The following is a 24,920-nucleotide window of genomic DNA, read 5'->3' on the forward strand; positions in this document are numbered from 1 at the left end:
CGCGGAAAAACCGAGTAACTGGGGTCGGATGTGCGTCCGGATGGGGGAGATACGCGGAAAAACCGAGTAACTCGGGTCGTGTGAGGGCATCCGGCGGGCGGCAAGACGAAGAAATCGAGTTACTGGGCATTGAAGTGGGCGCTTGGCGGACATTAAGTCGAAGAAATCGAGTTACTGAGCCCGGATTTCCGAGGCTAACGCCCTCCAGCCGGCTCCGCCTGCTATATCGGAGCCCGGATTTCCGAGGCTAACCTGGCTGTCCAAGGCTGGCGCCTCTGTACGCCAGCCCGGACTTCCGAGGCCAACCTCCTCCAGCCGGCTCCGCCCGCTATATCGGAGCCCGGATTAGTGGCACGATTCTTGCTTATCTTTTACGGCGAAGAGCCCCGGTCAGCAGCGAGGGCCAAGGAGACCTTTCCGAGGAGGATGAATTCGCATGAGAATGGAATATGCCAACGAGCCGTTCACGAATTTCAGCAAGGAAGAGGAAAGCGCCGCCTACGAGGCCGCGCTGGCCGCCGTCCGCGGGCAGCTGGGCCGCACGTACCCGATCGTCATCGGAGGCGAGGCGATCGAGACCGGGCGCACGCTCGACTCGATCAACCCGGCCGACAAGGCCGAGGTCGTCGGCGTCGTCCACCAGGCCGACCGCGAGCTGGCCGAGAAAGCGATCCGCACCGCCTACGAGACGTTCGGCTGGTGGCGCCACACGAGCGCGAAGGAGCGCTCGGGCTACCTGTTCAAGGCCGCTGCCGTCATGCGCCGCCGCAAGCATGAGTTCTCCGCGTGGCTGACGGTCGAGTCCGGCAAAAACCGCGCCGAAGCCGACGCCGATACGGCCGAGGCGATCGACTTCATGGAATTTTACGCCCGCGAGATGCTGCGCCTGAGCGAGCCGCAGCCGCTCACCCGCATCCCGGACGAAGACAACGAGCTGTACTACATCCCGCTCGGCGTCGGCATCGTCATCCCGCCGTGGAACTTCCCGCTCGCCATCATGGCCGGGATGACGACGGCCGCGCTCGTCTCCGGCAACACCGTCGTGCTCAAGCCGGCGAGCCCGACGGCGGTCATTGCCGCCAAGTTCGTCGAGCTGCTGGAGGAGGTCGGCGTGCCGGCCGGCGTCGTGAACTTCCTGCCGGGTCCGGGCTCCGAGGTGGGCGACTTCCTCGTCGAGCATCCGCTGACCCGCTTCATCAGCTTCACCGGCTCGCGCGACGTCGGACTGCGCATCAACGAGCGGGCCGCCAAGACCGCGCCGGGCCAGAAATGGATCAAGCGCGTCATCGCCGAGATGGGCGGCAAGGACTCGATCGTCGTCGACGCCGACGCCGATCTGGAGCTGGCGGCGGATGCGATCGCGGCGTCGGCGTTCGGATTTTCCGGTCAGAAGTGCAGCGCCTGCTCGCGCGCGATCGTCCATGCGGACGTGTACGACGAGGTGCTGGCCAAGGTGGTCGAGCGCACCGCCAAGCTGACGCTGGGCGATCCGGCCGAGCGCGGCACGAACCTCGGACCGGTCGTCGACGACAAGGCGTACGCCAAGATCCAGGAGTATATCGAGATCGGCAAGAACGAAGGCCGTCTCGTGCACGGCGGCGGCACAGGCGACGAGAAGGGCTTCTTCATCGAGCCGACGATCTTCGCCGACATCGCTCCGGAAGCGCGGCTCGCGCAGGAGGAGATTTTCGGGCCGGTCGTCGCCTTCATCAAAGCGTCCACGTTCGACGAAGCGCTCGAGATCGCCAACAACACCGACTACGGCCTGACGGGAGCCGTCATCTCCCGCAACCGCAGCCGCCTGGAGCAGGCTCGCCGCGAATTCTTCGCCGGCAACCTGTACTTCAACCGCAAGTGCACCGGCGCGCTCGTCGGCGTGCATCCGTTCGGCGGCTTCAACATGTCGGGCACCGACTCCAAGGCCGGCGGCCGCGACTACCTGCTGCTGTTCACCCAGGCGAAGCTCGTCTCCGAAAAAATGTAATCCCGCGCCGCGACCCGCGCGCGGTATACTGAATAAAACCGCCCAAGGAGGCCGCCGCCATGCCGGGACCCGTCCTGCAGCCTCAGGCGCTGCTCCGCCAGGAGCAGCGGCAGAAGCTCGCGCTCACGCAGCAGATGCGCCAGTCGCTGGCGCTGCTCGCGCTGCCCGCGGCCGAGCTCGACCGCGCCGTGCGCGAGCTCGCCGCGGACAATCCGCTGCTTGAGATCCGCGAGCCCGCGGCCTCGCGCCGCCTGGGCGGCCGCGGCCACGCCTCGGCCGCCGATCCGCTCGAGCGCGCCGCCGCCGCGCCGCCCACGCTCGAAGCCGAGCTGATCGCGCAGCTGCGGCTGAGCGGCGCCCCCGCGCCTCTCCGCCGCGCCGCCGCCTGGCTCGCCGGCAACCTCGACGAGAGCGGCTGGCTGGCGCTGCCGCTCGCGGAAGCGGCGGAGCGGCTGCGCCTTTCCGCCGCCGAGGCCGAGGCGGCGCTGCGGCTGCTGCAGTCGCTGCAGCCGGCCGGCATCGGCGCGCGGGACCTGCGCGAATGCCTGCTGCTGCAGCTGGACCGGGAGCCGGAGCCGGCTCCCGGGGCGCGCGAGCTCGCCGCGCGCTGGCTGCCCCAGCTGGCGGCCCGCCGCTGGGAGGAGATCGCGGCCGGCACCGGCCTTAGCCGCGCGCAGCTCGAAGAGGCGCGCCGAGCGCTGCTGCGCCTCGACCCGCGGCCCGGCCAGCGGCTGGCGGCCGGGGCAGCCGGCCGGACGCAGGCGGTCGTGCCCGACGCTCTCGTCCGCCAGGGCGCGGACGGCGAGCTGCTCGTCGAGCTGGCCGCCGCTTGGGAGCCGCGGCTGTCGCTCGCCGATATCGGCTCCGGCCCGCTCGCGGCCGTCGCCCGCGGCCACGAGGCGTACGCCTACGTGGAGAGCTGCCGCCGCGCGGCGCGCGCGCTCATCGGCGGGCTGGAGCAGCGGCGGGAGACGCTCGCGCGGGTCGTGCGCGCCGTCTTTGAGGAGCAGGCCGCGTTCCTGGAGCGCGGCTGGCCGGCGCTGCGGCCGCTTACGCTCGCGGACGTGGCGCTGCGGCTCGGCTTGCACGAGTCGACGGTGAGCCGCGCCGTGTCCGGCAAGCAGGTGCGGACGCCGCTCGGCACCTATCCGCTCAAGGCGTTTTTCAGCGCCGCGCTCGGCCGGGGCGGAGCGGCCGAGGAGGTGTCCGCCGCCGCCGCCAAGCAGCGGCTCGCCGAGCTCGTCGCGGCCGAGTGCCGCGAGCGGCCGCTGTCCGACCAGCAGCTCGCGGAGCGGCTGGCGGAGCTCGGCATCCCGCTGTCGCGGCGCACCGTCGCCAAGTACCGGGCGGAGCTGCGCATACCCAGCTCCTCCTCGCGGCGGGGCGACTGAGCGTGGCGTTCCTACATTCGAGAAGTCCAGGGCCTCCTTGCGAGGCGCCTGGGCTTTTTGGCTTTTCTTTCTGGACGGGCGGCCTGCCGATTCGCCATAATAAGGAAAAGGAGGTCGGACCATGGACGATCGCGAGCTGCTGCCACTCAACAACCGCGCCATCTTCGAGCCGCGGGCGGCGGCGCAGAGCTTCCGCCTGCAGCGGCTGCTGCCGCAAGGGCCGGCGGCGGCCTATATCCGCCATTATTGGCTCATCGAATGGAATCTGCCGCCGGGCGCGGTCCACACGCAGGAGGTGCTGGAGCATCCGACGGTCAACGTCGTTCTGCAGCCCGGCCGCTCGGTCGTCAGCGTCGCCGGAGCCGAACGCTCGCAGCAGCGGCTCGAGGGGCGGGACGAGGTGCTCGGCATGCTGTTCCGCCCGGGACTGTTCCGCCGCTGGCTGGACCGCGATCCCGGCGAGCTGGCCGGCCGGCGGCTGCCGGCGGAGCAGGTGCTTGGCCCCGGAGTGCTGGAGCTGGAGCGCGCCGTCTTCGCCGAGCCGGATTCCAGCCGCCGAGCGGCGCTCGTCGATGCGTTCTGGGCCGAGCGGCTGGCAGAGCCCGGAACGCTGCCCTGCTTCCGCACGACGTCCGACCCGACATCCGACCCGCCATCCGACCCCGAGCCCGACCCGACGTCCGACCCGCCATCCGACCCCGAGCCCGACCCGACGTCCGACCCTACGCCGGACCCGACATTCGACCCGGCATCCGACCCTACGCCAGCATCCGCCCCGCCGGCCCCTGTCCCGTCCGGTTCGGTTTCCTTCGCCCCGGCCTCCCTGGGGGCCGCGCCCGAAACGGATCCGTCCAAGATGGCTCCGTCCAGATCGGCCGCGCCCGGAACGGATCACTCGAAGCGGGCTCCGTCCGGCTCGGCCTCGCTAGCGCCCGATCCGTCCGCACAGCTGGCCGATCGCATCGTCACCGGCATCCAGCTCGACCGCAGCCAGCGCAGCGCCCGGGAGGTGGCCGCGCGCTGGGGGCTGTCGCCGCGCAGCCTGCAGCGGCTGTTCCGCGCCTACATCGGCATGACGCCGCAGGCGGTCATCCGACGGTACCGGCTGCACGAGACGATGGGCCTCGCCAGCGGCGACCCGGACTGGGCGTCGCTCGCGCTGGAGCTCGGTTATTTCGACCAGGCCCATCTGATCCGCGACTTCAAGGCGGTCGTCGGCATGACGCCTGGTTCCTATGCGAAGCGAATCACGAGCGAGGAAAGATAACATCGAACAAGCGTGGATCCTCGGATCCGCGCTTTTTTCATCCTTCGGCACCGTATTGTGTAATATATATTGACATCAACCTATCTTCATCTCTATACTCTCCGCAAGAACGGTCAGGGGGAGAGATGCAAGTGGGGAGAAGATGGGGGCATTTCGGAACGGCCGGCATGCTTGCGATCTTGCTGGTGCTGGGAGCGTGCTCGGGCGGAGGCGGAGCGGCGAACGAGGGGGCGGGGCCGACGTCGGTCCCGAGCGCAGGCGAGCCGGCGGGCGCTTCTCCCGCCCCGGCAGGCGGCGGCATCGCCAAGCCGCGCGTCGCGTTCGTCTATCTCGGCGTGCCCGGGGACGGAGGCTGGACGTACGAGCATGACCAGGGGCGACTGATGATGGAAAAGGAGCTGGGCATCGAGGCGACGACCGTCGAGAACGTGCCGGAAGGGGCGGACGCCGAGCGCGTGTTCGAGGAGCTGGCCCAGAACCACGACGTCGTCTTCGGCACGAGCTTCGGCTATATGGACGCGATGGTCAATGTGGCGAAGCGCCATCCCGACGTCAAGTTCATGCACGCGAGCGGCTACAAGACGGCGGACAACCTCGGCACATACCTCGGCAAGGAGTATCAAAGCGCTTATCTGGTCGGCATGGCGGCCGGCAAGATGACGAAGAACGACCATCTCGGCTATGTCGGCGCTTATCCGATCCCTGAGGTCATCTATACGATCAACGCTTTCGCGCTCGGCGCGCAGAGCGTCAATCCGGACATCAAGCTGTCCGTCGTCTGGAGCAATACCTGGTATGACCCGGCGACGGAGCGCCAGGCGGCGGTCAGCCTGCTGGACAAGGGCGTCGACGTGCTGGCGGCCTACCAGGACTCGCCGGCGAGCATCCAGGCGGCCGCCGAGCGCGGCGTCTGGGGCATCGGCAACGATTCCGACATGGGCCGCTACGCGCCCGAGACGTACATTTCCAACCCGGTCTGGCGCTGGGGGCCGTACTACGTGGAGCAGGTGAAGGCGGTCATCGACGGCACCTGGCAGAGCGGAAGCTACTTCGGCTCGATGGCCGACGGCATCACCGACATCGCTCCATTCGGCAAGAACGTGCCGGAGGACGTGAAGGCGCTGGCGGAGGAGAAGAAGCAGGAGATCCTTGCCGGGAGCTTCGACGTGTTCGCTGGTCCGATCCGCGACCAGAGCGGGGCGGAGCGGGTGCCGGAGGGCGGCGCGATGACGGTCGAGGACATTTTGGGCATGACGTGGTTCGTCGAGGGCATCGAGGGAACGATCCCGCAGTAGGCGGAGGGGTGAAAGGAGAGGAAATGAATGAGGCTGGAAGATCCCGTACTGACGGCCTGCTGGCATCCGGCCGCGCTCGCGCGCGACGTGACGGACCGTCCCTATCCGGTCACGGTCCTGGGAGAGAAGCTCGTCCTGTTCCGCAGCGGCAGCGGCGTCCACGCGCTCAAGGACCTGTGCATCCATCGCGGAGTGCCGCTGTCGCTGGGCAAGGTCGACCGGGGCGAGCTCGTCTGCGCTTATCACGGGTGGCGCTATGACGGCGGCGGGGCATGCGTCTGCATCCCATCGCTGCCGCCGCGCCAGCCGATTCCGTCCAAGGCGCGGGCCGAAGCGTACCGCTGCCGGGAAGAAGGCGGCTTCGTCTGGGTGTGCCTCGGCGAGGCCGAGCCGGAGCGGCTGCCGCTGCAGGGCAAGGTCGACCCGGCGCTGATCCCGGTCTGGATGGGCCCTTATCCGGTGCAGGCCGCGGCGCCTCGCGTCGTCGAGAACTTCCTCGACGTCTCGCATCTGATGTTCGTCCACGAAGGCCTGCTCGGAGACAGCCGCCATGCGGAAATCAACGACTACGGCGTGCATCGGCGCGAGGACGCGCTGTTTACGGACGAGATCGTCGTCTACCAGCCCGACCCGGACGGGCGGGGAGTCGGCGTCGAGAGCCGGTATGTCTACGAGATCTTCGGTCCGACCTGCGTCAAGCTCGTCAAGCGCAGCAGCGGTTCCGACGAGGAATTCCACTTGTTCCTGATCGTCCTGCCGGAGACGGCGACCGCCTGCACCGCCTTCATGCTGCAGCTGCGCAACTACTCGCCGAACGTGCCGGAGCAGGTGTTCATCGACTTTCAGAATACGCTGCTCGCTCAGGACAAGGTCATCGTCGAGGCGCAGAAGCCCGAGCTGCTGCCGCTCGATCTGCAGGCCGAGCTGCATCTGCGTTCCGACCGCGTCGCCATCGCCTATCGCCGCATGCTGAGGGAGCAAGGCATGACGATCGGCACGGAGTAAGGAAAAAGCCCCGTTCGCCGGACAAGATCCGGGAACGGGGCTTTGTTGCGCCTGCTTGGCTGCTTCGTGGCTTCATGGCTCGTTGCGGCTTGGAGAGCCGCCCCAGCTCCGCGCGGCTTGCCTGGCGGCCTCAGCGCCCTGCCTTGCGGCGGCTGCGGTAGAACCAGAACGCGCCCGCGAGCACGCCGAGCGCGATCAGCGCGTACGCGATGTTGGAGTAGATGTCCATGTAGCCGACGATCGTTTCCCACGACTCGCCGACGGAAGCGCCGACGGAGACGAGCACGGTATTCCAGATGAGCGAGCCGATCGTCGTCAGCAGCAGGAACAGCGGGAAGCTCATGCCGGACATGCCCGCCGGGATCGAGATGAGGCTGCGCACGAGCGGCACGAGCCGGCAGAGCAGCACGGCCCACGGGCCGTAGCGGTCGAACCAGGCGTCGGCCTTGCGGACGTCCTCGGGCTTGAGGCGCAGGATGTGGCCCCAGCGCGCGACGATCCGCTCCAGGCGCTCCGCGTTCAGCCACGCGCCGATGTAGTACAGGATGACGGCACCGATGACCGAGCCGAGCGTCGCGGCGATGATGACGCCGACGACGGTCATGCTCGTGCGGGCGGTCATGAAGCCGCCGAAGGTCAGGATGACCTCGGACGGAATAGGCGGGAACAGATTTTCAATCGCGATCAGGAATCCAACGCCGAAGTAGCCGAAGCGATCCATGATCTCCGTTATCCAGGCTTCCACAAAACCATCCTCTCGAAGGGCGTCCGCCGGCGGACATAGTTCTTCCCCTATACGATTCAGCCTGTCCCTTGGTTTCAGAAAACAAGCCGCCATGGCACGCTTCGCGAATGAGGAACGCCAGAGAGGCTTTGGTTAGACGTATACGTGATCTGCTATGGCGGCGACAACTAGGCCATTCGTCGAATTATGACATTCCTTGTAAAAAGTATAGATCTATAGGAGTATTGCTTTTTTTTGATTTAAATTGTAACTTATGGTTGCGAAAAGACGTTGAGAGGAAAGCTCATCCCTATTCTTCCACGGCACGATAAAGAATAGCCGAATCGAAAAGGAGGGACAAGTAAATCGAGTAAGGGAGGTTCTTGCGACTTTCTGTCAGGACAGATTAAAAACAGAAACATGCGCTCTGTGGTCGTTCCATCCGTTGCGAGCGCAGGAAAAGGAGATTCAGATCATGAAAAAATCGACGATAACAATCGTTTTGACAAGTGCGCTTATCCTTGTCGGTGCTGCAACTTCCCATATCATACAAGCATCAGCACCAAATGGGCCTGATCCATATCAGCTGGAAGCTGTTCCTTATGAAGGACAGATCAGTAAAGTCATGAGGGGAGAGAGCGGCTCTTCTCTTCTGGTTGACTCCATTGGTAGTAACGAGTATTCGAAAATGATGAGCATTCTTTACCCTAACGGGATTGTAGATGCGCAAGGCCAGGAAGTACCGGGGATAGACAATTTAGTCGAAGTGCGTGAACGATTTATTGAGGAGCATATGAGAGCACTTTCTCTGGTTGGTTCGACTCCAATCGAAATCGAGAAGACGCCGTTTACGATTTCTATCGCGGATGAATCGAATGGCGAATACAAAAGTTTGTTTTATAAAGCGAGTATCGGCAAGGACACCTTTGTATTCCCATCTGAATGGGGAAATCAGCCTTTTGATTTTGTCTCCGACAGTGAAAAGAATATCTATATCATCTATACGGATGCGGGGATTTGGAAGATTGATCCGATTGCTCTGAGCGCAAAAAAAATCACAGCAGACACATATTCGGGCAAAGACCGGCAACAAATCGGCCAAGAATTGACGAAGCTTCATCCGGATGCATACCTGCTCTGGGTCAGTAGTGTTATGATTAGCCCCGATGGCAAGCAAGTCGTTTATCGGACGAATCGTGACAGCACAAGGCTTGATGAGACATCAATATGGGCAATTGATCTTGATTCAGGAAAAGAGAGCCAACTAGTTCCGCCTTCTGTGAACAATGATATCCTAGGGTTCATCTCAGATCGCGATGTTGTGGTAGGGGCTCTCGCCGACACTCGTGCAATAGATGTGTATGACAAGTCGATTATTGCGCTCGATGTTCCGAAAGTGCCGAATCTGCGCATAAGTGCGGTTCAGGATGGGAAAATCGTCATATCCAGTCATGAAGAGGGCAGTTCGACTTCGACTGCGACGGTGAGTAGTGTCGATCTATCAAAGGGAATCCTCACTGAAATTTCTGAAATTTCTGGATATCTTGATGGAGAACCCCGATTTTCGCCATCGGGAACCCAAGTTGCGATCGGTTATGGAGACGATCCTTCGGTCGGGGTTGAAGATGTCATGATGGTTGAATTGTCGACGAAAACACAAAAGCTGCTCTCCAGTTCGTTGCAGAACAAGCGGTCTGTCAAAGGGAATATCATTCGTTTCCAATGGCTTAATGATGAAACAGCAGTTGTAGAAACGCAAACAGGAAGCAGCTTTTCAAGCGCTGTGGTCAATTCGACAGAAAAATGAGCCGATACTGAAAACAATTTGTTAGAAGAAGGTGTTGAGAAATGAGATACAAGAAATTAACGATAATGATGCTCTCTTTTGTTTTAGTTACTTTTATTTTCCCGGCTGGTGTTTTTGCTGCGGATTATAGCATCGTTTTCGGAAATACGCCGCCGTCTATCGTGAATTTCAACTCTCCTCTTTCAAATTCTTCATCTGCAGGCTTTGCGGCAGTGAACAGCAAATGGAATCAACCTCGGTCGAGTGGGACAAATCCCCATAACGGAGCGGATCTTCAAGCTGCATTAAATACGAATGTTTATGCTCCATATGACGGGTGGGCAACCGGAATTACTGTTACTGGTTCGTATGATATTGATTTCCTAGTCGATGCAAATAATAATAATGTTAAAGATGATGGGGATTATCATGTTCGATTTTATCATATGAATAGCAGGGAGACAGATGGGAAGAAAAGTCAAGGGGCTTTAATAGGAAAATCCGGCAATCAAGGAGATGTCCCTCCACATCTTCATTTTGGAGTTTGTTCGACATCGGGTGGATTGAAATGGCTGAGAAATGAAGTGAACTACAGGCACTTGTCTTCATCCAATTGGAGCTCAGGGAAAGACCTTGACGCTTATTCTGTGGTGGCCTGGAACAGCAACATCGCTTCTTTTACTGCATATATTAGGAATGATGGTACTAAAGAATCCTTCTCAGAAGTGAGAATTTATTATCGTACATCAGCGGGATCTTGGACGGATGGTGGAGTCATGAACAAGTCGGGAGATGTTTATAGTTACAACTTTACTGGTAAGGTGTCCTCTGGAACATCAGTACAGTGGATGTTTAGGATGCTTCGATCCGGAGTATCTCAGGCGGCATTCGGTCCGGCTAAATTTTATCAGCCAGACAACAATCCGAATGCAAGCTCATATGCATATAGCTACTTTACTAACACGGTGACATGAGTGTCATAGTACCCACGCCGATCTTGGCGAGGGTACTATGAAGTGTTTTACAGAAAAGGAGGACCTGCCATGAACCGTTTCCCCAAAGCGCCGCTGCCGATGCTCGTTACCGGAATGATTCTGACAGCCTTGACGGGCTGTACGAACGAAGCCCCCGCTGAAATGCCGCCCCCTAGCCCCCGAGTAAGCTCCGTCTCGACACCGACGGCAACGGTGTCACCCACCGAAATCCCGACGCTGTCGCCAACGCCTTCTGCGCCAGTCGGCGAGATCAGAACCTTCACGTTTGGCCGGCTGAAACTGGAGGTCACCCAAGTCATCGAGACTCGGACAAAACAGAGCAGTGATGGGGGTGTTCCTTGGGAGTACCAGCAAGTTGTTTATGGTGCGGGTGCTCGTGTTCGCGTTTTAGACACTGGCATGAGCGATGCGAGTATAACGGAAGATGGCAAGTCTCATCCCCAATTTGGGATATCCTTTGAACCGGATGGACGACAGGAAATCGACGAGAAGCTGGAGTCGTTTGAAATCACGCCCGATATGCGAGGAATTTTCAGCTTGGAGTCAAGTGTTTTTGTACTGGGATTTGAAGCCTACCAAGCAAGCTGATTCAAGAAGAAAGCCCCTTTGCAGGGGCTCTTCTTCGTTTCATCCCACCCGTTTCAGCCAAACAAGCCGCCCCCTGAGGGGCTCCGCGAACGGAGCCCCTCAGGGGGCGGCGGTATGGAAACGCCGGGCGGCCGGGGGGCGGCCGCCTCGGACGGGACCGTCGAAGCGAGGCGGCGGGCCTGCCTCCGCCTTACCCCAGATGCTGCAGGTAAGGCGTCAGGTCGACGCCCAGCGCGCCCGCCAGCCGCTTGCCGAGGTCGGCGTCGGCGCGGTAGAAGTTGCAGACGGCGCGCAGCTGCGTGCTGGACTCCGCCTGCGCGAGGTCGCCCGACAGGTTGCGGATGACCGCGTCCTGCTCGGCGGCGGAGTAGCGGCGCCATACTTGGCCCGCCTGCCCGAAGTCGTTCGTCTTGGCGATCTTCTGGCGTCCGGCCTGCGCGCCGGCGGCGAGCGGCGCCGGCGGCTCCGCGTATGCCGGATCCTCCTGGGGAGCGTCTTTGTGGCGGGATGGCTCGTAGTTGACGGAGCCGCCGGGCTTGCCGTGCTGCATGGTGCCGTCGCGCTGGTTGTTGCTCACCTGGGCGAACGGGCAGTTGATCGGCAGCTGCAGGTAGTTCGTGCCGACGCGGTACCGCTGCGTATCGGAGTAGGAGAACAGGCGGCCCTGCAGCAGCTTATCCTCGGAAGGCTCGATGCCCGGCACGACGACGCCCGGGTTGAAGCCGACCTGCTCCGTCTCGGCGAAGACGTTGTCCGGGTTGCGGTTCAGCGTCATCGTCCCGACATGCACGTACGGGATGTCCTCTTCGAACCAGTCCTTCGTCGGATCGAGCGGATCGAAGTCGAACGAGTCGAGGTCCGCCGGATCGAGGATCTGCACGAACAGGTCCCATTCGGGGAAGTCGCCGCGCTTGATCGCCTCCTGCAGGTCGCGCGTCGCGTGGTTGAAGTCATGCGCCTGGATCGCGCTCGCCTCGTCGCCGGACAGGTTGCGGACGCCCTGCTTGGGCACCCAGCGCAGCTTCGTGTAGACGCGGTTGCCGTGCTCGTTCACCCACTTGAACGCATGCACGCCGGAGCCGCGCATCTCGCGATAATTGGCCGGGATGCCTTCGTCGGAGAACAGATGCAGCAGCATGTTCGTCGACTCCGGCGTCAGCGACATGAAGTCCCAGTAGCGGTCGGGATGCTGGATGTTCGTGCTCGGATCGGGCTTGAGCGAGTGGACCATGTCCGGGAATTTCATCGCGTCGCGGATGAAGAACACCGGCAGGTTGTTGCCGACGAAGTCGTAGTTGCCCTCGGTCGTGTAGAACTTGACGGCGAAGCCGCGCGGATCGCGGAGCGTCTCCGGGGAGTGCTGGCCGTGGATGACCGTGCTGAAGCGGACGAATACCGGCGTCTCGGTGCCGGCGTCCTGCAGGAAAGCCGCCTTCGTCCAGCGCTTCATGCTGGCGGCCGTGCGGAATACGCCGTGCGCGCCGGCTCCGCGGGCGTGGACGACCCGCTCCGGAATCCGCTCCCGGTCGAAGTGCGCCAGCTTCTCCAGCAGCTGGTAGTCCTCGAGCAGCGTCGGGCCGTTCGGGCCGGCCGTCCTGGAGTTCTGGTTGTCCCCGATCGGGACCCCCTGGTTCGTCGTCAGTCGATTCATGAATGAGTTCCCCTTTCTCCCCGGTTCCCCGGCTTCAATGAGATTTGTTTTCAACTTTACATGTTTCTCATCTTATAGTCAATATCTATTTATAATAATTATAAATTAGAACTGAAGAAGGAATTGACCCCACGCCGCGGAAATCATAAGGACCACCAACGACAGCGCCTGCGGATTGCGAATTCCATGCCGGGCGCGCCGATTCCCGAAACGGCCGTCCGCCCGGCCCGAAGGGGAGAGCGGAATGCAGACGGAAACGCAGCCGCAGCCCGGCCGCCGGCCGGAAGCGGGACAAGCGAGGCTGGGGCGAGGCATCAACTCCAGCTGGACGTACGGACTCGGCATGCTGGCGATGATGGTGCCGAGCCAGGCGTTTTTATCGTTCTACAGCTACTACTATGTCGACAAGCTCGGACTCGGCATCGGGCTGGCGACGCTCGCCCGCACGATCTACCTCGTCTGGGACGCGGTCAACCAGCCGCTGCTCGGCTACTGGTCCGACCGCACGCGCAGCCGCTGGGGCCGCCGCAAGCCGTGGCTGTACGGCGCGCTGCCGGCGTTCGCCGCCGTTTTCATCGGGCTGTTCTCCGTGCCGGACGGCGTCGCCGCGACCGCCGCCGAGGGCGGCCTGGCGCTGTTCTACTGGTTCCTCGCCGCGCTCGTCCTGTTCGAGACGGCCTCCTCCGTCATCTGGGTCAACTACGGCGCGCTGCTGCCCGAGCTGTTCGCCGGCGCGGCGGCGCGGGCCAAGGCGTCCGCCGTCCAGCAGGGCTTTCAGATGCTCGCGATCCTGATCGGGACGGCGGCGACGCCGCTGCTGTTCCAGCGGCTCGGCTTCGGCGGCATGTCCTTCGTCTACGCCGCCGTCTTTCTCGTCTGCATGCTCGCCTTCCTCCGCCATCTGCGCGAGCCGCCGCAGTCCCGCAGCCAGCCTCCGCTGCCATTCCTCCAAGCGTTCCGCGTCACGCTGTCCAACCGCAGCTTCTGGATCTTCCATCTCGCGAACTCGTTCGCCCAGACGGTGAACGGGCTGCTCAGCTCCATGATTCCGTTCTATGCCAAGTATGCGCTCGGTATTCCCGAAAGCCAGGTGTCGCTGCTGCTCGCCTCGGTGTTCGTGCCGGTCATTCCGCTCGTCGCCGTCTGGTATGTCATCGCCCGCCGGCTCGGCGGCCTGCGCAGCTGGCGGCTCGCGCTCGCGGCCTACGGCGTCAGCGCCGTGCCGCTCTGGTTCGCGCAGGGGCTCGGCGGCGGCATCGCCGCGGGCGTCTGCATCGGCTTCGGCCTCGCCGGCTTCCTCGTGACGCCGGCCGTGCTCAGCGGCCGCATCATCGACCTCGACGCCGAGCGCACGGGACGCCGCCGCGAGGGCGTCTACACCGCCGTCGGCGGCTTCATCACCCGCTCGAGCGGCTTGCTGTCCGCGGTCGCGTTCTGGGTCGTCGGCCTGCTGCTCGGCTACCGGAGCGGCGCCGATCCCGGGCCGCATCCGGAGCTGGCCTTTCGCGTGCTGATCAGTCTCGTGCCGGTCGGTCTGCTTGCCGTATCCGTCGCCATATCCTTGTTGTACCGGGAAGAAGAGGAGGGACCGCATGACAAGCCGCAAGAGGCTCATCCTGAATTGTGACGACTTCGGCCAGTGCCGCGCCGCCAACGAGGCAATCATCGCCCTGCTCGAAGAGGGGCTCGCCAGCTCGGCGACGATCATGGCTCCCGCTCCGGCGTTCCGCGAGGCGGCCCAGTGGGCGCGCCGGCAAGGAGATCGCGTCAGCATCGGCGCCCATCTGACGTTCACGAGCGAGTTCCCCGGCTGGCGCTGGGGCTCGCTCACGGGAGCGGCCTCGCTGCAGGACGCGGAGGGATTTCTCCATCCGGACGTGGAGTCGTTCGAGCGCCGGGCGGAAGCCCGCGACGTGAAGCGGGAGATGGAGGCGCAGTTCCGCGCCGTCCGTGACGCCGGCGTGCGGATCACGCATGCCGACAACCATATGGGCAGCCTGTACGGGCTTGCGACCGGACGCAGCCATCTGCAGCTGACGCTGCGCGAATGCTCGGCCCGCCGCCTGCCGTTCCGCCTGTTCCGCCGCATCTGGGAGCAGGACGCCTTCCTCGCGTCGATCGCCGGCGCGGAGAAGACGCTCGGCAAGGTCGTGCTGCTCGCCGACCTGCTCGGGGTGCCGCTCCCGGATTATCTCGTCAGCCATCCGTACCATGTGGAGCCGGGGGAGACGTACGCCTCGTTCAAGGCGATTCTGTGCGCCAAGCTTTACGAGCTGCCGGAGGGCATCACGGAGACGTACGTGCATCCAGCCGTGCCCGACCGCGACATGGAGCGCATCGTGCCCTCGTGGGAGAAGCGGGTGTGGGAGTTCCGGCTGCTGCAGGACGACGACTTCCTCTATGCGCTGCGGGACGCCGGCATCGCGCTCGCCACGTACCGCGACGTCGCCCGCGAGCAGAAGCGCTCCCGCCTCGGCGCGCTCATGGGCATCGGCAAGCTGCTCGGGTGAAGCGCGGCGGCGCGAGGCCGGCGCTTTTCGCCATCGCGGCTCGTCTTTTCATGGAAAAGGAGAAGGAGGCAGGGCCGTGGGGAATCCATCGCGTCTCTCGGACGCGCCGGGCTTGGAGAGGACGCCCGATAACGACGGCTCCCGGAAGGGAAGAGCGGCTCGCCTCATCGTGCTGGCGCTGCTGCTCGGCCTAGGCGCGGCCTTCGGCACGCTGCTGTCGCCGCAGCTGGCGATCCGCGCCGACCTGCTGCTGCGGGTCCAGCCGGAGGCGGCGCTGCTGGCGGACATCGACCGGACCGACATCGTCTATCGAGGCATGCGCTACTACGGCATCGACCGCGGCCGGGACCGGCAGACGGGCAACAGCTTGGGCGGATTTTATGTGAAAAAGGTCGGGCCGCTTCATTTCGTTCAGGCATCCGGAGCCCCTTGATGCCCCAGCGGAGCTAAATTTAGGCATTTTCATGACAAAAAAGGATTTTATTCGACAAAAACTAACAACAAACGGAATGAAGGGCGATAAAGAAGGAAAAGACTCGAAATCGAGGTCCTATGCCTATTTATAACCAATTCCTATATCGGCTGATCGGCAATTACCTGATCGGCTCGGCGCTCGCCGTCGTCGGCGTCGGAGGCGCGATCATCAGCCTGAGCCTCGAGCTGCAGCCGGGCCAGCCGCTCGTCGTCGTCGTCATCCTGCTGTTGTCCATCGCTTGCATGCTGCTGTGCGAGGGAGCGGCCTTCCTGCGCCATGTGGCGCCGGTCCGGGCGCTGTACCGGATGGCCGAGCCGGACGCATCTGCGATACGCCAAGCCTATTTCCGCGTCCATCGCTTGCCGGCTCTGGCGGTGAGCCGCATCATGGGGCCGCATCTGCTCGGGTTCACGCTGCCGGCCCTGCTGCTGACGCTGGCCTGCCGGCCGCTCGGCTGGCTCGCCGTGCCGAACGGTTACCTCGTCATCGCGGCGCTCTCGTCGGCGCTCATCGCCTCGCTGCATGCGATGGTGGAATATTTCCTGACCGCCCAGGCGATCCGCCCGCTGCTGCTCGACATCAAGAGCTTCGCGGAGCCCGGAGCCGAGGAGCTGAGCCTGCGGGGCAAGGTGCTCGTCCCGATCCCGATCAAGTTCCAGGCGAGCATATTCGTCATCGGGGCGCTGCCGGTCATGATCTTCGTCCTGTCGACCCAAGTCCGCCTGTCCGTACGGGGCGAGTCCAGCGTCAGCTACTGGGCGTGGAGCGCGCTCGTGCTGCTCATAAGTCTCGGATTCGCCTCCTTCGCCGCCTGGCTGCTCGGCAAGAGCGTGCGCCAGCCGATCGAGGAGCTCTACACGATGATGCGGCTCGTGCGCAAGGGCAACCTGTCCGTCCGCGTGCCGGATCTGTACTCGGACGAGTTCTCGCGGCTCGTCGACGGATTCAATCATATGGTGCAGGGGCTCGGCGAGCGGGAGCGCATGAACGAGCAGCTGCTGCAAAGCTACTTCTCGACGCTCGCCGCGGCGCTGGACGCCCGCGATCCGTACACGGCCGGCCATTCCGAGCGGGTGGCCTCCTACGCGCTCATGATCGGCCGGGCCGAGGGCCTGTGCGGCGACCAGCTCGACGTGCTGAACAAGACGGCGCTGCTGCACGACATCGGCAAGATCGGCGTCCGCGACAGCGTGCTGCTCAAGGACGGCAACCTGACCGACGACGAGTTCGCCCAGATCAAGCTGCACACGGTCATGGGCGAGAACATCCTGCGCCAGGTGGAGCCGCAGGAAGCGATGGCGGCCTTCCTGCCGGGCGTGCGCTCCCATCACGAGCGCTACGACGGCACGGGCTACCCCGACGGCCTGCGCGGCGACGAGATCCCGCTCATGGGCCGGATCATCGCCGTCGCCGACGCCTATGACGCGATGACGTCGGACCGGCCGTACCGCAAGGGCATGCCGACCGCCAAGGCGCTGGAAATTCTGGAGGAGGGCCGCGGCACGCAGTGGGACCCGAAGTTCGCGCGCACGTTCATCCTGGCGATGGGGGGCTTGGAGCAGCCGGGGCAGGTGACGCTGCTGCCGCGACGTCCCGACGGCGCGAAGAACGAGGCCGAGCCGCCGCAAGCAGCGGACGGCGAGCGCAGCAAGAGCTCGTAAGCGGGCTGCGGGGAGAAGGGAGCGGCGGGCGATGCGCTCCGCTCCGGCGGCTCGCGGGGCGCGAGTCCGGGCCTCTGCCTCTGCCGCGAAGCGCGGGCGATGCGGCCGGCCGCCGGCTGCTCGTCCATGGCATGCAAGTCCGGCCTAGCCGGGCAGCAGCATAGGCAGACAAGCAAGGGCTGTCCCGGCGCCGTCATCCTCAGGATGACGGCGCCGGGACAGCCCTTTTTGGCCTTCGCGGCCGAAAGTCGCGGAGGCCTGCTCCGGTCAGGCGACGGCTGGGAGGCTTCTCCCTCTTTTACGACAGGCGCTGGACTTGCTGACAGGCAGTTGTCAGCAATGAGGGGTATACTAATAGAATTCGAGTCAGCGGAGGGTGGGGGGCGGAGATGCAGAGGACGGATAAACGCGATTCCCTGCCGCAGGAGGAGCCGGAGCAGGGCCGAGTCCCGGACAGCCTGAAGCCGCTGCGCTGGCCGGAGCGCTTCGAGGCGGCTGCGGCCTACATGGCGGCCCTGCCCGACAGGGAGCGCTACAGCCGCGAGGAGCTGCTGGCGGAGCCGCTGCTGCTGAGCCGCGAAGGGGCGCTCTCCATCTACTACGCCCCGCACAACGAGCTCGCCGCGCCGGATGCCCGGCTCATCATCGCAGGCTTGACGCCGGGCTGGCGGCAGATGGAGATCTCGCTCCGCGCCATGCGCGCCTGCCTGGCGGCGGGAGAGCCCCCTGCCGAAGCCTGCCGGCAAGCCCGTCGGGAGGCTCGCTTCGCCGGTCCGATGCGGACCGAACTGCTCGGAATGTTGGGACGGCTCGGCTTGCCCGAAGCGCTCGCTGCCGCTCTCGGCCGGAACGACGATTGGCCGCTGCTCGACCACCCCCTCGTCCACACGACCTCGGTGCTGCCGTGCCCGGTGTTCCGGGACGGGGCGAACTACAGCGGCCATCATCCGCCGCTTCGACGCAGCCCGCTGCTCTGGCAGACGGCCATGGGCCATCTGGAGGACGAGCTCTCGCGGCTGAAGCGGCCGGCGCTGCTGCTGCCGCTCGGCAAGGCGGCGGAGGACGCCGCATCCGAGCTGGTCCGCCGCGGCCTGCTGCCGGAGGAGCGGCTGCTGCGCGGATTCCCGCATCCGTCGGGGGCGAACGGACATCGGTTCGTCCAGTTCGAGCGGGCTTATCCGGAGCTGAAAGCCAAGCTGGACCGCTTCTTCGCCCACGAGAGCGGCGGTCCGGCATGAACAATCAATCGAGGAGGAACGGAACATGCTGCCGCTAAGAGATCTGTATAACGAACGTATGCTGCTGGATGTCGGGGAGGCGCTGCGGGAGCTGCATCCGGCGTTCGACCCGCAAGGCTTCGCGGCGTCGGCGATGGAGGAGCCGTGGGAAAAAGCCTCGTTCAAGGAGCGGACCCGCCTCGCCGCGCTGGCGCTCGGCCGCTTCCTGCCGCCGTCGTTCCCGGAGGCGGCCGCGCTCGTCTGCGAGGCGGCGGAACGCTTCCGCGGACTGGAGTACATCCTCTTTCCCGACTTTGTCGAGCTGTTCGGCCTGGAGCACCGGGAGACGGCAATGGACGCGCTGGCCCGGCTGACCCGCCGCTCCACCTCGGAGTTCGCCGTACGGGCCTTCCTGCTCGCCGACCCGGCCTGGGCGATGGAGCGCCTCGGCCGCTGGTCGCGCGATCCGGACGAGCATGTGCGCCGCCTCGCGACCGAAGGCTCCCGCCCGCGCCTGCCGTGGGGGCAGCGGCTGCCGATGTTCGTCCGCGACCCGGGGCCGACGCTCGCCTTGCTGGAGCCGCTGCTCGCCGACGAGAGCGAGTATGTGCGCCGCAGCGTCGCCAACCATCTCAACGACATCGCCAAGGACCATCCGGAGCGGGTGCTGGAGCTGGCGGAGCGGCATCTCGGACGGGATGCCGGCTCCGATTGGACGCTGCGCCACGCGAGCCGCACGCTGCTCAAGCAGGGGCATCCGCAGGCGCTGCGCCGCTTCGGCTTCGCGCCGGCCGCGCAGGTTTCGGCGCATGGGCTGCAGGTGCTCACGCCCGTCGTGCCGTTCGGCGGACGGCTGGAGTTCGCGTTCGAGATCCGAAACGAGGGCGAGCCAGTGCAGCTGCGGCTGGAATACGAGATCGGCTTCGTCAAGGCCAGCGGACGCCGCGCCGGCAAGCGCTTCAAGCTGTCCGAGCGGGTGTACCCGCACGGCTCGACGCCCGTCGTCCGCTCCCATGCGATCAAGCCGATCACGACGCGAAAGTATTACCCGGGATTGCAAAGCATTACGCTGTTGATCAACGGCGAGCCCCAGGGAGAGCTCGGCTTCGAGCTGACGATGGAGCCGGCCGCAGCGGGCGGCGAGGCAGCCGAAGGCTGACGGGCGGGCCGCTGCGGCCGGCTCGAGTCAGGCCGCCGGCTCCTTCTTTACCGGAGCCGGAGCCGGCGGAAGCGACAAAAAAGCGCGCCGGGGCGGCGCGCTGCGATGCAGGAATCTAATTGTGGGATGGGATGGACGGAGCGAGCTCCGCGCCGATTCGGCTCATGTCCTCGCGTATGTCGCGCAGCAGCTGGATCGACGCCTCGATTTCGACCTTGCGGGTGGAGACGCTCTCCACGCTGCAGCCGATCGGGATGCCCTTCTCGAGGCCGAAGCGGTACAGCTCGCGGAAGACTTGGCGGGACAGCTGCACCGACTTGTCGAGGATGTCGACGGAATGGATCAGCTCGTTCTCCAGCCATTTCGGGATGCTGATGCCGAGCCACTTCATGAACTCGAGCGTCTTGGCGGAGCCGCATGGAGCGAGGTTGAACAGGATCGGCGCCATCTCGGCTCCGCTCTCGCGGCTGGAGTAGTAGTAGTCCGACAGGAAGCTCTTGGACGCCTCCACGTCGAAGGTCGCCTGCGAGACGAAGAAGCCGCAGCCGGCCTCCTGCTTGGCGCGCGCCCGCTCGTGCTCGTCGCCCTTGCTGCGGTGGCGCTCCGGGATGACGACGCCGCCGGGCAGCAGCCGCTCGTTGAGGATCCCGCTCATGCGGTACGCCTCGGGCAGCCGGAGCTGCACCTGCTGGCGGCTGGAGGAGGCGCCGACGAAGACGGAGTAGCGCTGCTCGTCGCGTCCCCGCAGGATCCAGCTGGCGAGCTTGTCGGGCCCTTCGCAGGCGACGCAGTGGTAGATGATCGCCGGCACGCCGAGCTCCTGCTTGAGATACTGCTCGTAGTATTCGGTCGGATCCAGCGCCTTGAGAAACGGAAACGGCCGGTTCTCGTCGGTCCGCTCGGCCTCGTCCTGCACGTCGTACAGCACGAGGCCGTCGATGCCGGCTCCTCTCAGCCGCTCGATCTGCTTGTCCGCGATCTCGCGGATCTTTTCCGGCGGATGGCTGCTTTTCGGCGGCGTCATGCCATAGGTCAGAATGCCGCTTTCCTTGCGGAGCAGCTTGTCTTTCAGGGTCGAGCTCATAAGGGCCTCCTCGGGTGATAGTCCATCTTGCACGCTGACGCGCTGACGCGCCCCGCAGCTTTTCTCCTAGTGTACCACTTTGAATTCATTCGCTGTAGCGGTTTCGGCAAAAACGGCTATAGCGATCTGCGGGAGCTGGCTATCATCGGCGGTTATAGGCGGGGACCGGCCCTGGATCGGGACCGGGCGCGCCCGGGAAGGCCCCGTCTACGGCCGGATCGCAGAAATTCTCATTCGGAACGCAAAAATTCCCAACGGGAACACGAGAATCCCTGACGGGAACGCGAAAATCCCCATCCGGAACGCGAAAATCCCCAACGGGAACACGAGAATCCCTGACGGGAACGCGAAAATCCCCACCGGGAAGGATGGGGATCTGCTGCGGACGGAAGGCAGGGGAGCCGCCGTCCGTCCTGCGGCCGGCTTTCAGCCGGCCTTCGTCACTGCAAGAGCCATAGAGCCGGAGTCGTGGCCGGCTCCCAGCCGGTCAGCGACGTGTGCGCCTGACGGCAGGAGTACGTCTTGCCGCCGTACGTTACGAGATCGCCGATCTTGTAGGCGATGCCGGGAGCCCAGGCTTGCGCGCCCGGATTCGGGTTCGTCGTGCCGACGGCCGTCTTGCCGGTCACCGTGGCGGCGGCGCTGACGTTGCCGGCCGCGTCGACGGCGCGGACCGTGAACGTGTAGCTCGTGTCGGCGCTGAGGCCCGTCACGGTGTAATCCGTCGCGGAGCCGGACAGCGTGGCGATGAGCGTGGAGCCGTTGTAGACGCGGTAAGCCGTTACGCCGACATTGTCGGTGGAAGCCGTCCACATGATGGAGATGCTGCTCGAGGTCGTCGTGTGGACGTGGATGCCGCCCGGCACGCTAGGCGCTGTCGTGTCCGGCGTGGAGCCGGTGGACGTGGACACCGTCAGGGCGTTGCTGGCGGCGCTCGTGTTGCCTGCCGCATCGACGGCCTGCACCGTGAAGGTGTAGCTCGTGCCGGCCGTCAGGCCGGTCGCCGTATAGCTCGTGCCGGATACGGTCGCAAGCAGCGTCGAGCCGCGGAACACTTTGTAGCCCGTGACGCCGACGTTGTCGGAGGAGGAGGTCCAGGACAGGGCGACGCTGCTCGTCGTGATCGTACCTGCCGCCAGGCCCGTCGGAGCGGTAGGAGCGGTCGTGTCGACCGGAGGGTTCGTGCCGCCGCCAATGTTCACGTCGATGGCGTTGTAGAACGCGTTGCCCGTGTCGGCGATTTCCCAGACGCCGAGGATGACATAGTAGCCGGTGCGGTCGGAAGGCACGCTGCACGTATGCGTGACGGTCGCTTCCGGCTGCTTGCCGTTGTCCTTGATGTTGCAGAACAGCTCCAGATCGGAGCGGGCGATCGTCTTGTTCGGATCCCAGCCCTTTTTGGTGATGTAGTATTTCCACTCGGAAGTGGCATGGCGGGCCGTCAGCTTCCAGGTGAACGTGTTGGAGCCGCTGTTGATGTTGACCTTGGACCAGCGGGTCGAGCTCTGCTCGTTCAGCTGCGGGAACGCGCTGCCGGCGCCGGTGATCTGGCCGTCGGCCGGTCCGCCGGTCGGGAAGTTGCCCTTGGCTTCCAGGCTCTGAGGCTCGTACACGATGTTGCCGCAGTTCGTGTTCGTGCCGGTGGAGCACAGCTTGGCGCGGCCGGCGGGCGAATCGATGTAGCCGTGCGCGGATGCGCTTCCAGCGAATACCTTGCTACAGACGATGGCCAGCGCCATCAGGGCGAAGGCGGCGAGCACCTTCAGGACGAGCGAGCGGCTTTCGGTCAAGCGTAACGTCATTATTCATGCCTCCTGGTTCGAAATGGAATGATGATGCCAACGTGAATCTTCAGCCTGAGCGATCGATTGCGGTCAGCGATGCGGCCGGACAAGCCTCCTTTGCGGAAGAGTAGGGAAGCGGGACCGAGCGTGTGCCTCCCTTTGATCCCAATGTAAGGGAAATACCGGTAAAACAATAGGGGGAATTTTCCTGGCGGCAGGGGGAGAATAGTATGTAAACGGAACGAAACGGACAAAAAAACACGACATCGGAAAAGATGTCGTGTTCATTCAAACGGATCTACCGGTCTTGCAGACGGCGCAGCGTGTCGCGGATCTGCTCCAGATGGCGCGCCTCGTGCAGCGGCACGAGCTCGACCCACTGCGCCGCGCTCATCGGGCCGAACAGCGGATGCTCGAAGCCGCGCGTCTCCATGCGCTCCGTCCCGTAATCGGCGGCAATCGCCTCCAGCAGCCGACGGCGGACGTCTGCGAGCGCCTGCTCCGCCTCTGCGCCCGTATGGATGCGCCCGGCGGGCTGCACATGGGCCGGCGCGCCCACGAGCCGGGAGCGGTCCTTCACCAGCTCCAGCGGCGCGCGGCGCAGATCGCTGCGCTCCGGCCCGGCCAGCGCGGCCGACAGCCCTTGGGCGACCGCGCCTTCGAGCGCGGCCAGATGCTCCAAGTTCTCCAGCACCGACCAGCCCCCGCCCGGACGCGGCGCCTCCAGCGTCTCCAGCGGCAAGCCGCGCACCTCCTCCAGCAGCTCCGACCTCGTCATTTCCAATCGGTTCAGCACCAGCTCGCTCATCTCTCTCTTCCTCTCTGCGCCGAGGGTCAGCCCTCGGACGGCTCTTGATGGGGAGGCTCGACATCGAATTCCGGAAGCGCCCAAACGGACACGCTGCCGCCCTGCACCGGGAACTCGGCGAAGCCGTCCTCGCCGATGACGACGCGCTCGGCGCGGGTATTGGTCAGATCGACCCATACCTCGTTCGCGCGCTCCTCGCCGACGAACATGCGCTTCGCGCAGTCATCGGCGTTGCAGACGACGACCGCGCAGCCGGAGCGCTCGATGTCCGGCACGCCGCGGCGCACCCAGCCGATGACGTTCGGATCGTCGAGGTAGTCGTCCTGATCTCCGTAGGCGCGGTGGCAGCGGGCCCACAGGAGCGGGTCAATCGCCGCTTTTTTGCCCTCGATCGGCTCCTCGCCTCCAATGCCGTAATAATCGCCGTAGAAGACGACCGGATAGCCGTCGAGGCGCAGCAGGATGAGGGCGTAGGCGCTCTGCTTGAACCAGTCGGCGACCCAGGACTCCAGCGCCTCGCCCGGCTGGGTGTCGTGGTTGTCGACGAGCGTGACCGCATGCTGGGGCCGCTCGCGCACGAGCGCGCCGTCGAAGATCGTCCGCAGGTCGAAGTCGCGTCCGCCCTCCGAGGCTTCCTTGAGGCGGTAATGGAGCGGCGCGTCGAACAGGTCGAGCTCATGGTCGGCGGCGTCCAGATAGGCGAGGCAGTCCTCCGTGATGCTGTTCCAGAACTCGCCGACGATGTAGAACGGGCCGTCGGCCGCTTCCTTCGCCGCGCGGCAGAAGTCGCGGACGAACGTGTGATCGATATGCTTGATCGCATCGAGGCGGAAGCCGTCGACGCCGGTCTCGCGTACGAGCCACTTGCCCCAGGAGATCATTTCCTCGCGCACCTCGGGGTTGTTGTAGTCGATGTTGGCGAACATCAGGTAGTCGTAGTTGCCGAACTGGTCGTCGACGTTCTCGTTCCACTGCTTGTTCTCGCCCAAGATGCGGTAGACGCCCGTCTCGTCCCGCTTGGCGTCGAAGTCGGTGCCGTTGAAGTGAGTGTAATTCCACTTGAACGCGGAATGGGCGTCCCCCCGCCCGGGGAAGGTGAACTTCGTCCAGCCCTCGATGCTGCGCGGGTCGGAAATTTCCTCCTGGCGGTTCTCGCCGTCGACCTCGACTACCTTGAACCTCTCCTTCTCGTCCGCGCCGGCCTTATGATTCATGACCAGATCGGCGTAGACGGCGATGCCCTGCTCGCGGCAGGCGGCGATCGCCTCCAGCAGCTCGTCCTTGGTGCCGTACTTCGTGCGCTGCGCGCCTTTTTGGTCGAACTCGCCCAGATCGTAGACGTCGTAGACGCTGTAGCCGTTGTCCTCGGGGGAGGTGGCTTTGGTCGCAGGCGGAATCCAGACGGCGTCGATGCCGGCGTCCTTCAGCTCCCCGGCCCGCTCCTTGAGGCGCTGCCAGTGCTTGCCGTCTGCCGGCACATGCCACTCGAAAAATTGCATCATCGTATGATTGCGTTCCATCTGGATCGGATCACCC

20 protein-coding genes are annotated in these 24,920 nt (G+C 64.4%); 14 read left to right on the plus strand and 6 right to left on the minus strand.

What is annotated here, in order from left to right:
- Nucleotides 1-436 precede the first annotated feature (436 nt).
- The 5 genes from pruA to H582_RS0112840 all read left to right on the plus strand — a co-directional run bounded on the left by pruA (nt 437) and on the right by H582_RS0112840 (nt 6,942).
- A complete protein-coding gene (gene pruA, locus H582_RS0112820) occupies nt 437-1,984 on the plus strand; it encodes an L-glutamate gamma-semialdehyde dehydrogenase (protein ID WP_028598843.1) in 1,548 nt (515 codons plus the stop codon).
- 59 nt (nt 1,985-2,043) lie between these two features.
- Entirely contained in the window at nt 2,044-3,375 is a 1,332-nt protein-coding gene (rpoN, locus tag H582_RS0112825) for an RNA polymerase factor sigma-54 (RefSeq protein ID WP_028598844.1), read from the plus strand.
- 121 nt (nt 3,376-3,496) lie between these two features.
- Nucleotides 3,497-4,642, plus strand: a complete 1,146-nt coding sequence (locus H582_RS31905) for a helix-turn-helix domain-containing protein (RefSeq protein ID WP_052333212.1) — start codon at nt 3,497-3,499, stop codon at nt 4,640-4,642.
- Between the two features lie 125 nt (nt 4,643-4,767).
- Nucleotides 4,768-5,937 (plus strand): BMP family ABC transporter substrate-binding protein, encoded by a 1,170-nt coding sequence (locus H582_RS0112835; RefSeq protein WP_028598845.1) that lies wholly within the window; start codon nt 4,768-4,770, stop codon nt 5,935-5,937.
- A gap of 27 nt (nt 5,938-5,964) precedes the next feature.
- On the plus strand, nt 5,965-6,942 hold the full coding sequence (locus H582_RS0112840) for an aromatic ring-hydroxylating dioxygenase subunit alpha (protein WP_028598846.1): 978 nt from the start codon (nt 5,965-5,967) through the stop codon (nt 6,940-6,942).
- A gap of 130 nt (nt 6,943-7,072) precedes the next feature.
- On the opposite strand, the gene H582_RS0112845 is transcribed toward H582_RS0112840, so the two are convergent.
- The gene (locus tag H582_RS0112845; protein ID WP_028598847.1) at nt 7,073-7,687 is read right to left on the minus strand and encodes a DedA family protein; all 615 of its coding nucleotides are present in this window, start codon (nt 7,685-7,687) and stop codon (nt 7,073-7,075) included.
- Nucleotides 7,688-8,141: 454 nt separating this feature from the next.
- On the opposite strand from H582_RS0112845, the gene H582_RS0112850 reads away from it, so the two are divergent.
- The 3 genes from H582_RS0112850 to H582_RS0112855 all read left to right on the plus strand — a co-directional run bounded on the left by H582_RS0112850 (nt 8,142) and on the right by H582_RS0112855 (nt 11,035).
- On the plus strand, nt 8,142-9,473 hold the full coding sequence (locus H582_RS0112850) for a TolB-like translocation protein (RefSeq protein ID WP_127464548.1): 1,332 nt from the start codon (nt 8,142-8,144) through the stop codon (nt 9,471-9,473).
- 41 nt (nt 9,474-9,514) lie between these two features.
- The gene (locus H582_RS30965; protein WP_084137206.1) at nt 9,515-10,426 is read left to right on the plus strand and encodes a M23 family metallopeptidase; all 912 of its coding nucleotides are present in this window, start codon (nt 9,515-9,517) and stop codon (nt 10,424-10,426) included.
- A 69-nt stretch (nt 10,427-10,495) separates the two neighbouring features.
- Nucleotides 10,496-11,035, plus strand: coding sequence for a hypothetical protein (locus H582_RS0112855; protein WP_028598849.1), 540 nt, complete (start codon nt 10,496-10,498; stop codon nt 11,033-11,035).
- A 190-nt stretch (nt 11,036-11,225) separates the two neighbouring features.
- Here the strand turns inward: H582_RS0112855 and H582_RS0112860 are convergent, their stop codons facing one another.
- Nucleotides 11,226-12,686 carry a catalase gene (locus H582_RS0112860; protein ID WP_028598850.1) on the minus strand — a complete coding sequence of 487 codons (1,461 nt, stop codon included), beginning with the start codon at nt 12,684-12,686 and terminating at the stop codon, nt 11,226-11,228.
- A 343-nt stretch (nt 12,687-13,029) separates the two neighbouring features.
- Between H582_RS0112860 and H582_RS0112865 the strand changes: the two genes are divergently transcribed.
- The 6 genes from H582_RS0112865 (at nt 13,030) to H582_RS27395 (ending at nt 19,708) form a co-directional block, all read left to right on the plus strand.
- Complete coding sequence (locus H582_RS0112865; RefSeq protein ID WP_052333261.1) at nt 13,030-14,313, plus strand: MFS transporter; 1,284 nt, start codon at nt 13,030-13,032, stop codon at nt 14,311-14,313.
- A complete protein-coding gene (locus tag H582_RS0112870) occupies nt 14,279-15,196 on the plus strand; it encodes a polysaccharide deacetylase family protein (protein WP_028598852.1) in 918 nt (305 codons plus the stop codon). The genes H582_RS0112865 and H582_RS0112870 overlap by 35 nt, the downstream gene beginning before the upstream one ends.
- Before the next feature lie 76 nt (nt 15,197-15,272).
- The gene (locus H582_RS0112875) at nt 15,273-15,629 is read left to right on the plus strand and encodes a hypothetical protein (protein ID WP_028598853.1); all 357 of its coding nucleotides are present in this window, start codon (nt 15,273-15,275) and stop codon (nt 15,627-15,629) included.
- Nucleotides 15,630-15,748: 119 nt separating this feature from the next.
- On the plus strand, nt 15,749-17,332 hold the full coding sequence (locus H582_RS27385; RefSeq protein WP_084137209.1) for an HD-GYP domain-containing protein: 1,584 nt from the start codon (nt 15,749-15,751) through the stop codon (nt 17,330-17,332).
- 389 nt (nt 17,333-17,721) lie between these two features.
- Nucleotides 17,722-18,570 (plus strand): hypothetical protein, encoded by an 849-nt coding sequence (locus H582_RS27390; RefSeq protein ID WP_052333213.1) that lies wholly within the window; start codon nt 17,722-17,724, stop codon nt 18,568-18,570.
- Between the two features lie 25 nt (nt 18,571-18,595).
- The gene (locus H582_RS27395; protein WP_052333214.1) at nt 18,596-19,708 is read left to right on the plus strand and encodes a DNA alkylation repair protein; all 1,113 of its coding nucleotides are present in this window, start codon (nt 18,596-18,598) and stop codon (nt 19,706-19,708) included.
- Between the two features lie 115 nt (nt 19,709-19,823).
- Here H582_RS27395 and H582_RS0112895 read toward each other — a convergent pair whose 3' ends face one another.
- The 4 genes from H582_RS0112895 to H582_RS0112910 form a co-directional block, all read right to left on the minus strand.
- The gene (locus tag H582_RS0112895) at nt 19,824-20,792 is read right to left on the minus strand and encodes a methylenetetrahydrofolate reductase (protein ID WP_028598854.1); all 969 of its coding nucleotides are present in this window, start codon (nt 20,790-20,792) and stop codon (nt 19,824-19,826) included.
- 440 nt (nt 20,793-21,232) lie between these two features.
- The gene (locus tag H582_RS0112900) at nt 21,233-22,594 is read right to left on the minus strand and encodes a lytic polysaccharide monooxygenase (protein WP_084137211.1); all 1,362 of its coding nucleotides are present in this window, start codon (nt 22,592-22,594) and stop codon (nt 21,233-21,235) included.
- A 280-nt stretch (nt 22,595-22,874) separates the two neighbouring features.
- Nucleotides 22,875-23,384 carry a DinB family protein gene (locus tag H582_RS30100; protein WP_052333215.1) on the minus strand — a complete coding sequence of 170 codons (510 nt, stop codon included), beginning with the start codon at nt 23,382-23,384 and terminating at the stop codon, nt 22,875-22,877.
- Nucleotides 23,385-23,410: 26 nt separating this feature from the next.
- Nucleotides 23,411-24,904 carry an alpha-amylase gene (locus H582_RS0112910; RefSeq protein ID WP_028598856.1) on the minus strand — a complete coding sequence of 498 codons (1,494 nt, stop codon included), beginning with the start codon at nt 24,902-24,904 and terminating at the stop codon, nt 23,411-23,413.
- Nucleotides 24,905-24,920: the final 16 nt, after the last annotated feature.

The organism is Paenibacillus pasadenensis DSM 19293, from assembly GCF_000422485.1.
Lineage (GTDB): Bacteria > Bacillota > Bacilli > Paenibacillales > Paenibacillaceae > Paenibacillus_O > Paenibacillus_O pasadenensis.

What these genes read in the sequence shown, in the direction of transcription:
- pruA (WP_028598843.1), top strand. Translation starts at nt 437, where the DNA reads ATGAGAATGGAATATGCCAACGAGCCGTTCACGAATTTCAGCAAGGAA.
- rpoN (WP_028598844.1), top strand. Translation starts at nt 2,044, where the DNA reads ATGCCGGGACCCGTCCTGCAGCCTCAGGCGCTGCTCCGCCAGGAGCAG.
- H582_RS31905 (WP_052333212.1), top strand. Translation starts at nt 3,497, where the DNA reads ATGGACGATCGCGAGCTGCTGCCACTCAACAACCGCGCCATCTTCGAG.
- H582_RS0112835 (WP_028598845.1), top strand. Translation starts at nt 4,768, where the DNA reads ATGCAAGTGGGGAGAAGATGGGGGCATTTCGGAACGGCCGGCATGCTT.
- H582_RS0112840 (WP_028598846.1), top strand. Translation starts at nt 5,965, where the DNA reads ATGAGGCTGGAAGATCCCGTACTGACGGCCTGCTGGCATCCGGCCGCG.
- H582_RS0112850 (WP_127464548.1), top strand. Translation starts at nt 8,142, where the DNA reads ATGAAAAAATCGACGATAACAATCGTTTTGACAAGTGCGCTTATCCTT.
- H582_RS30965 (WP_084137206.1), top strand. Translation starts at nt 9,515, where the DNA reads ATGAGATACAAGAAATTAACGATAATGATGCTCTCTTTTGTTTTAGTT.
- H582_RS0112855 (WP_028598849.1), top strand. Translation starts at nt 10,496, where the DNA reads ATGAACCGTTTCCCCAAAGCGCCGCTGCCGATGCTCGTTACCGGAATG.
- H582_RS0112860 (WP_028598850.1), bottom strand. Translation starts at nt 12,686, where the DNA reads ATGAATCGACTGACGACGAACCAGGGGGTCCCGATCGGGGACAACCAG.
- H582_RS0112865 (WP_052333261.1), top strand. Translation starts at nt 13,030, where the DNA reads ATGCTGGCGATGATGGTGCCGAGCCAGGCGTTTTTATCGTTCTACAGC.
- H582_RS0112870 (WP_028598852.1), top strand. Translation starts at nt 14,279, where the DNA reads ATGACAAGCCGCAAGAGGCTCATCCTGAATTGTGACGACTTCGGCCAG.
- H582_RS27385 (WP_084137209.1), top strand. Translation starts at nt 15,749, where the DNA reads ATGCCTATTTATAACCAATTCCTATATCGGCTGATCGGCAATTACCTG.
- H582_RS27390 (WP_052333213.1), top strand. Translation starts at nt 17,722, where the DNA reads ATGCAGAGGACGGATAAACGCGATTCCCTGCCGCAGGAGGAGCCGGAG.
- H582_RS27395 (WP_052333214.1), top strand. Translation starts at nt 18,596, where the DNA reads ATGCTGCCGCTAAGAGATCTGTATAACGAACGTATGCTGCTGGATGTC.
- H582_RS0112895 (WP_028598854.1), bottom strand. Translation starts at nt 20,792, where the DNA reads ATGAGCTCGACCCTGAAAGACAAGCTGCTCCGCAAGGAAAGCGGCATT.
- H582_RS0112900 (WP_084137211.1), bottom strand. Translation starts at nt 22,594, where the DNA reads ATGACGTTACGCTTGACCGAAAGCCGCTCGCTCGTCCTGAAGGTGCTC.
- H582_RS30100 (WP_052333215.1), bottom strand. Translation starts at nt 23,384, where the DNA reads ATGAGCGAGCTGGTGCTGAACCGATTGGAAATGACGAGGTCGGAGCTG.
- H582_RS0112910 (WP_028598856.1), bottom strand. Translation starts at nt 24,904, where the DNA reads ATGGAACGCAATCATACGATGATGCAATTTTTCGAGTGGCATGTGCCG.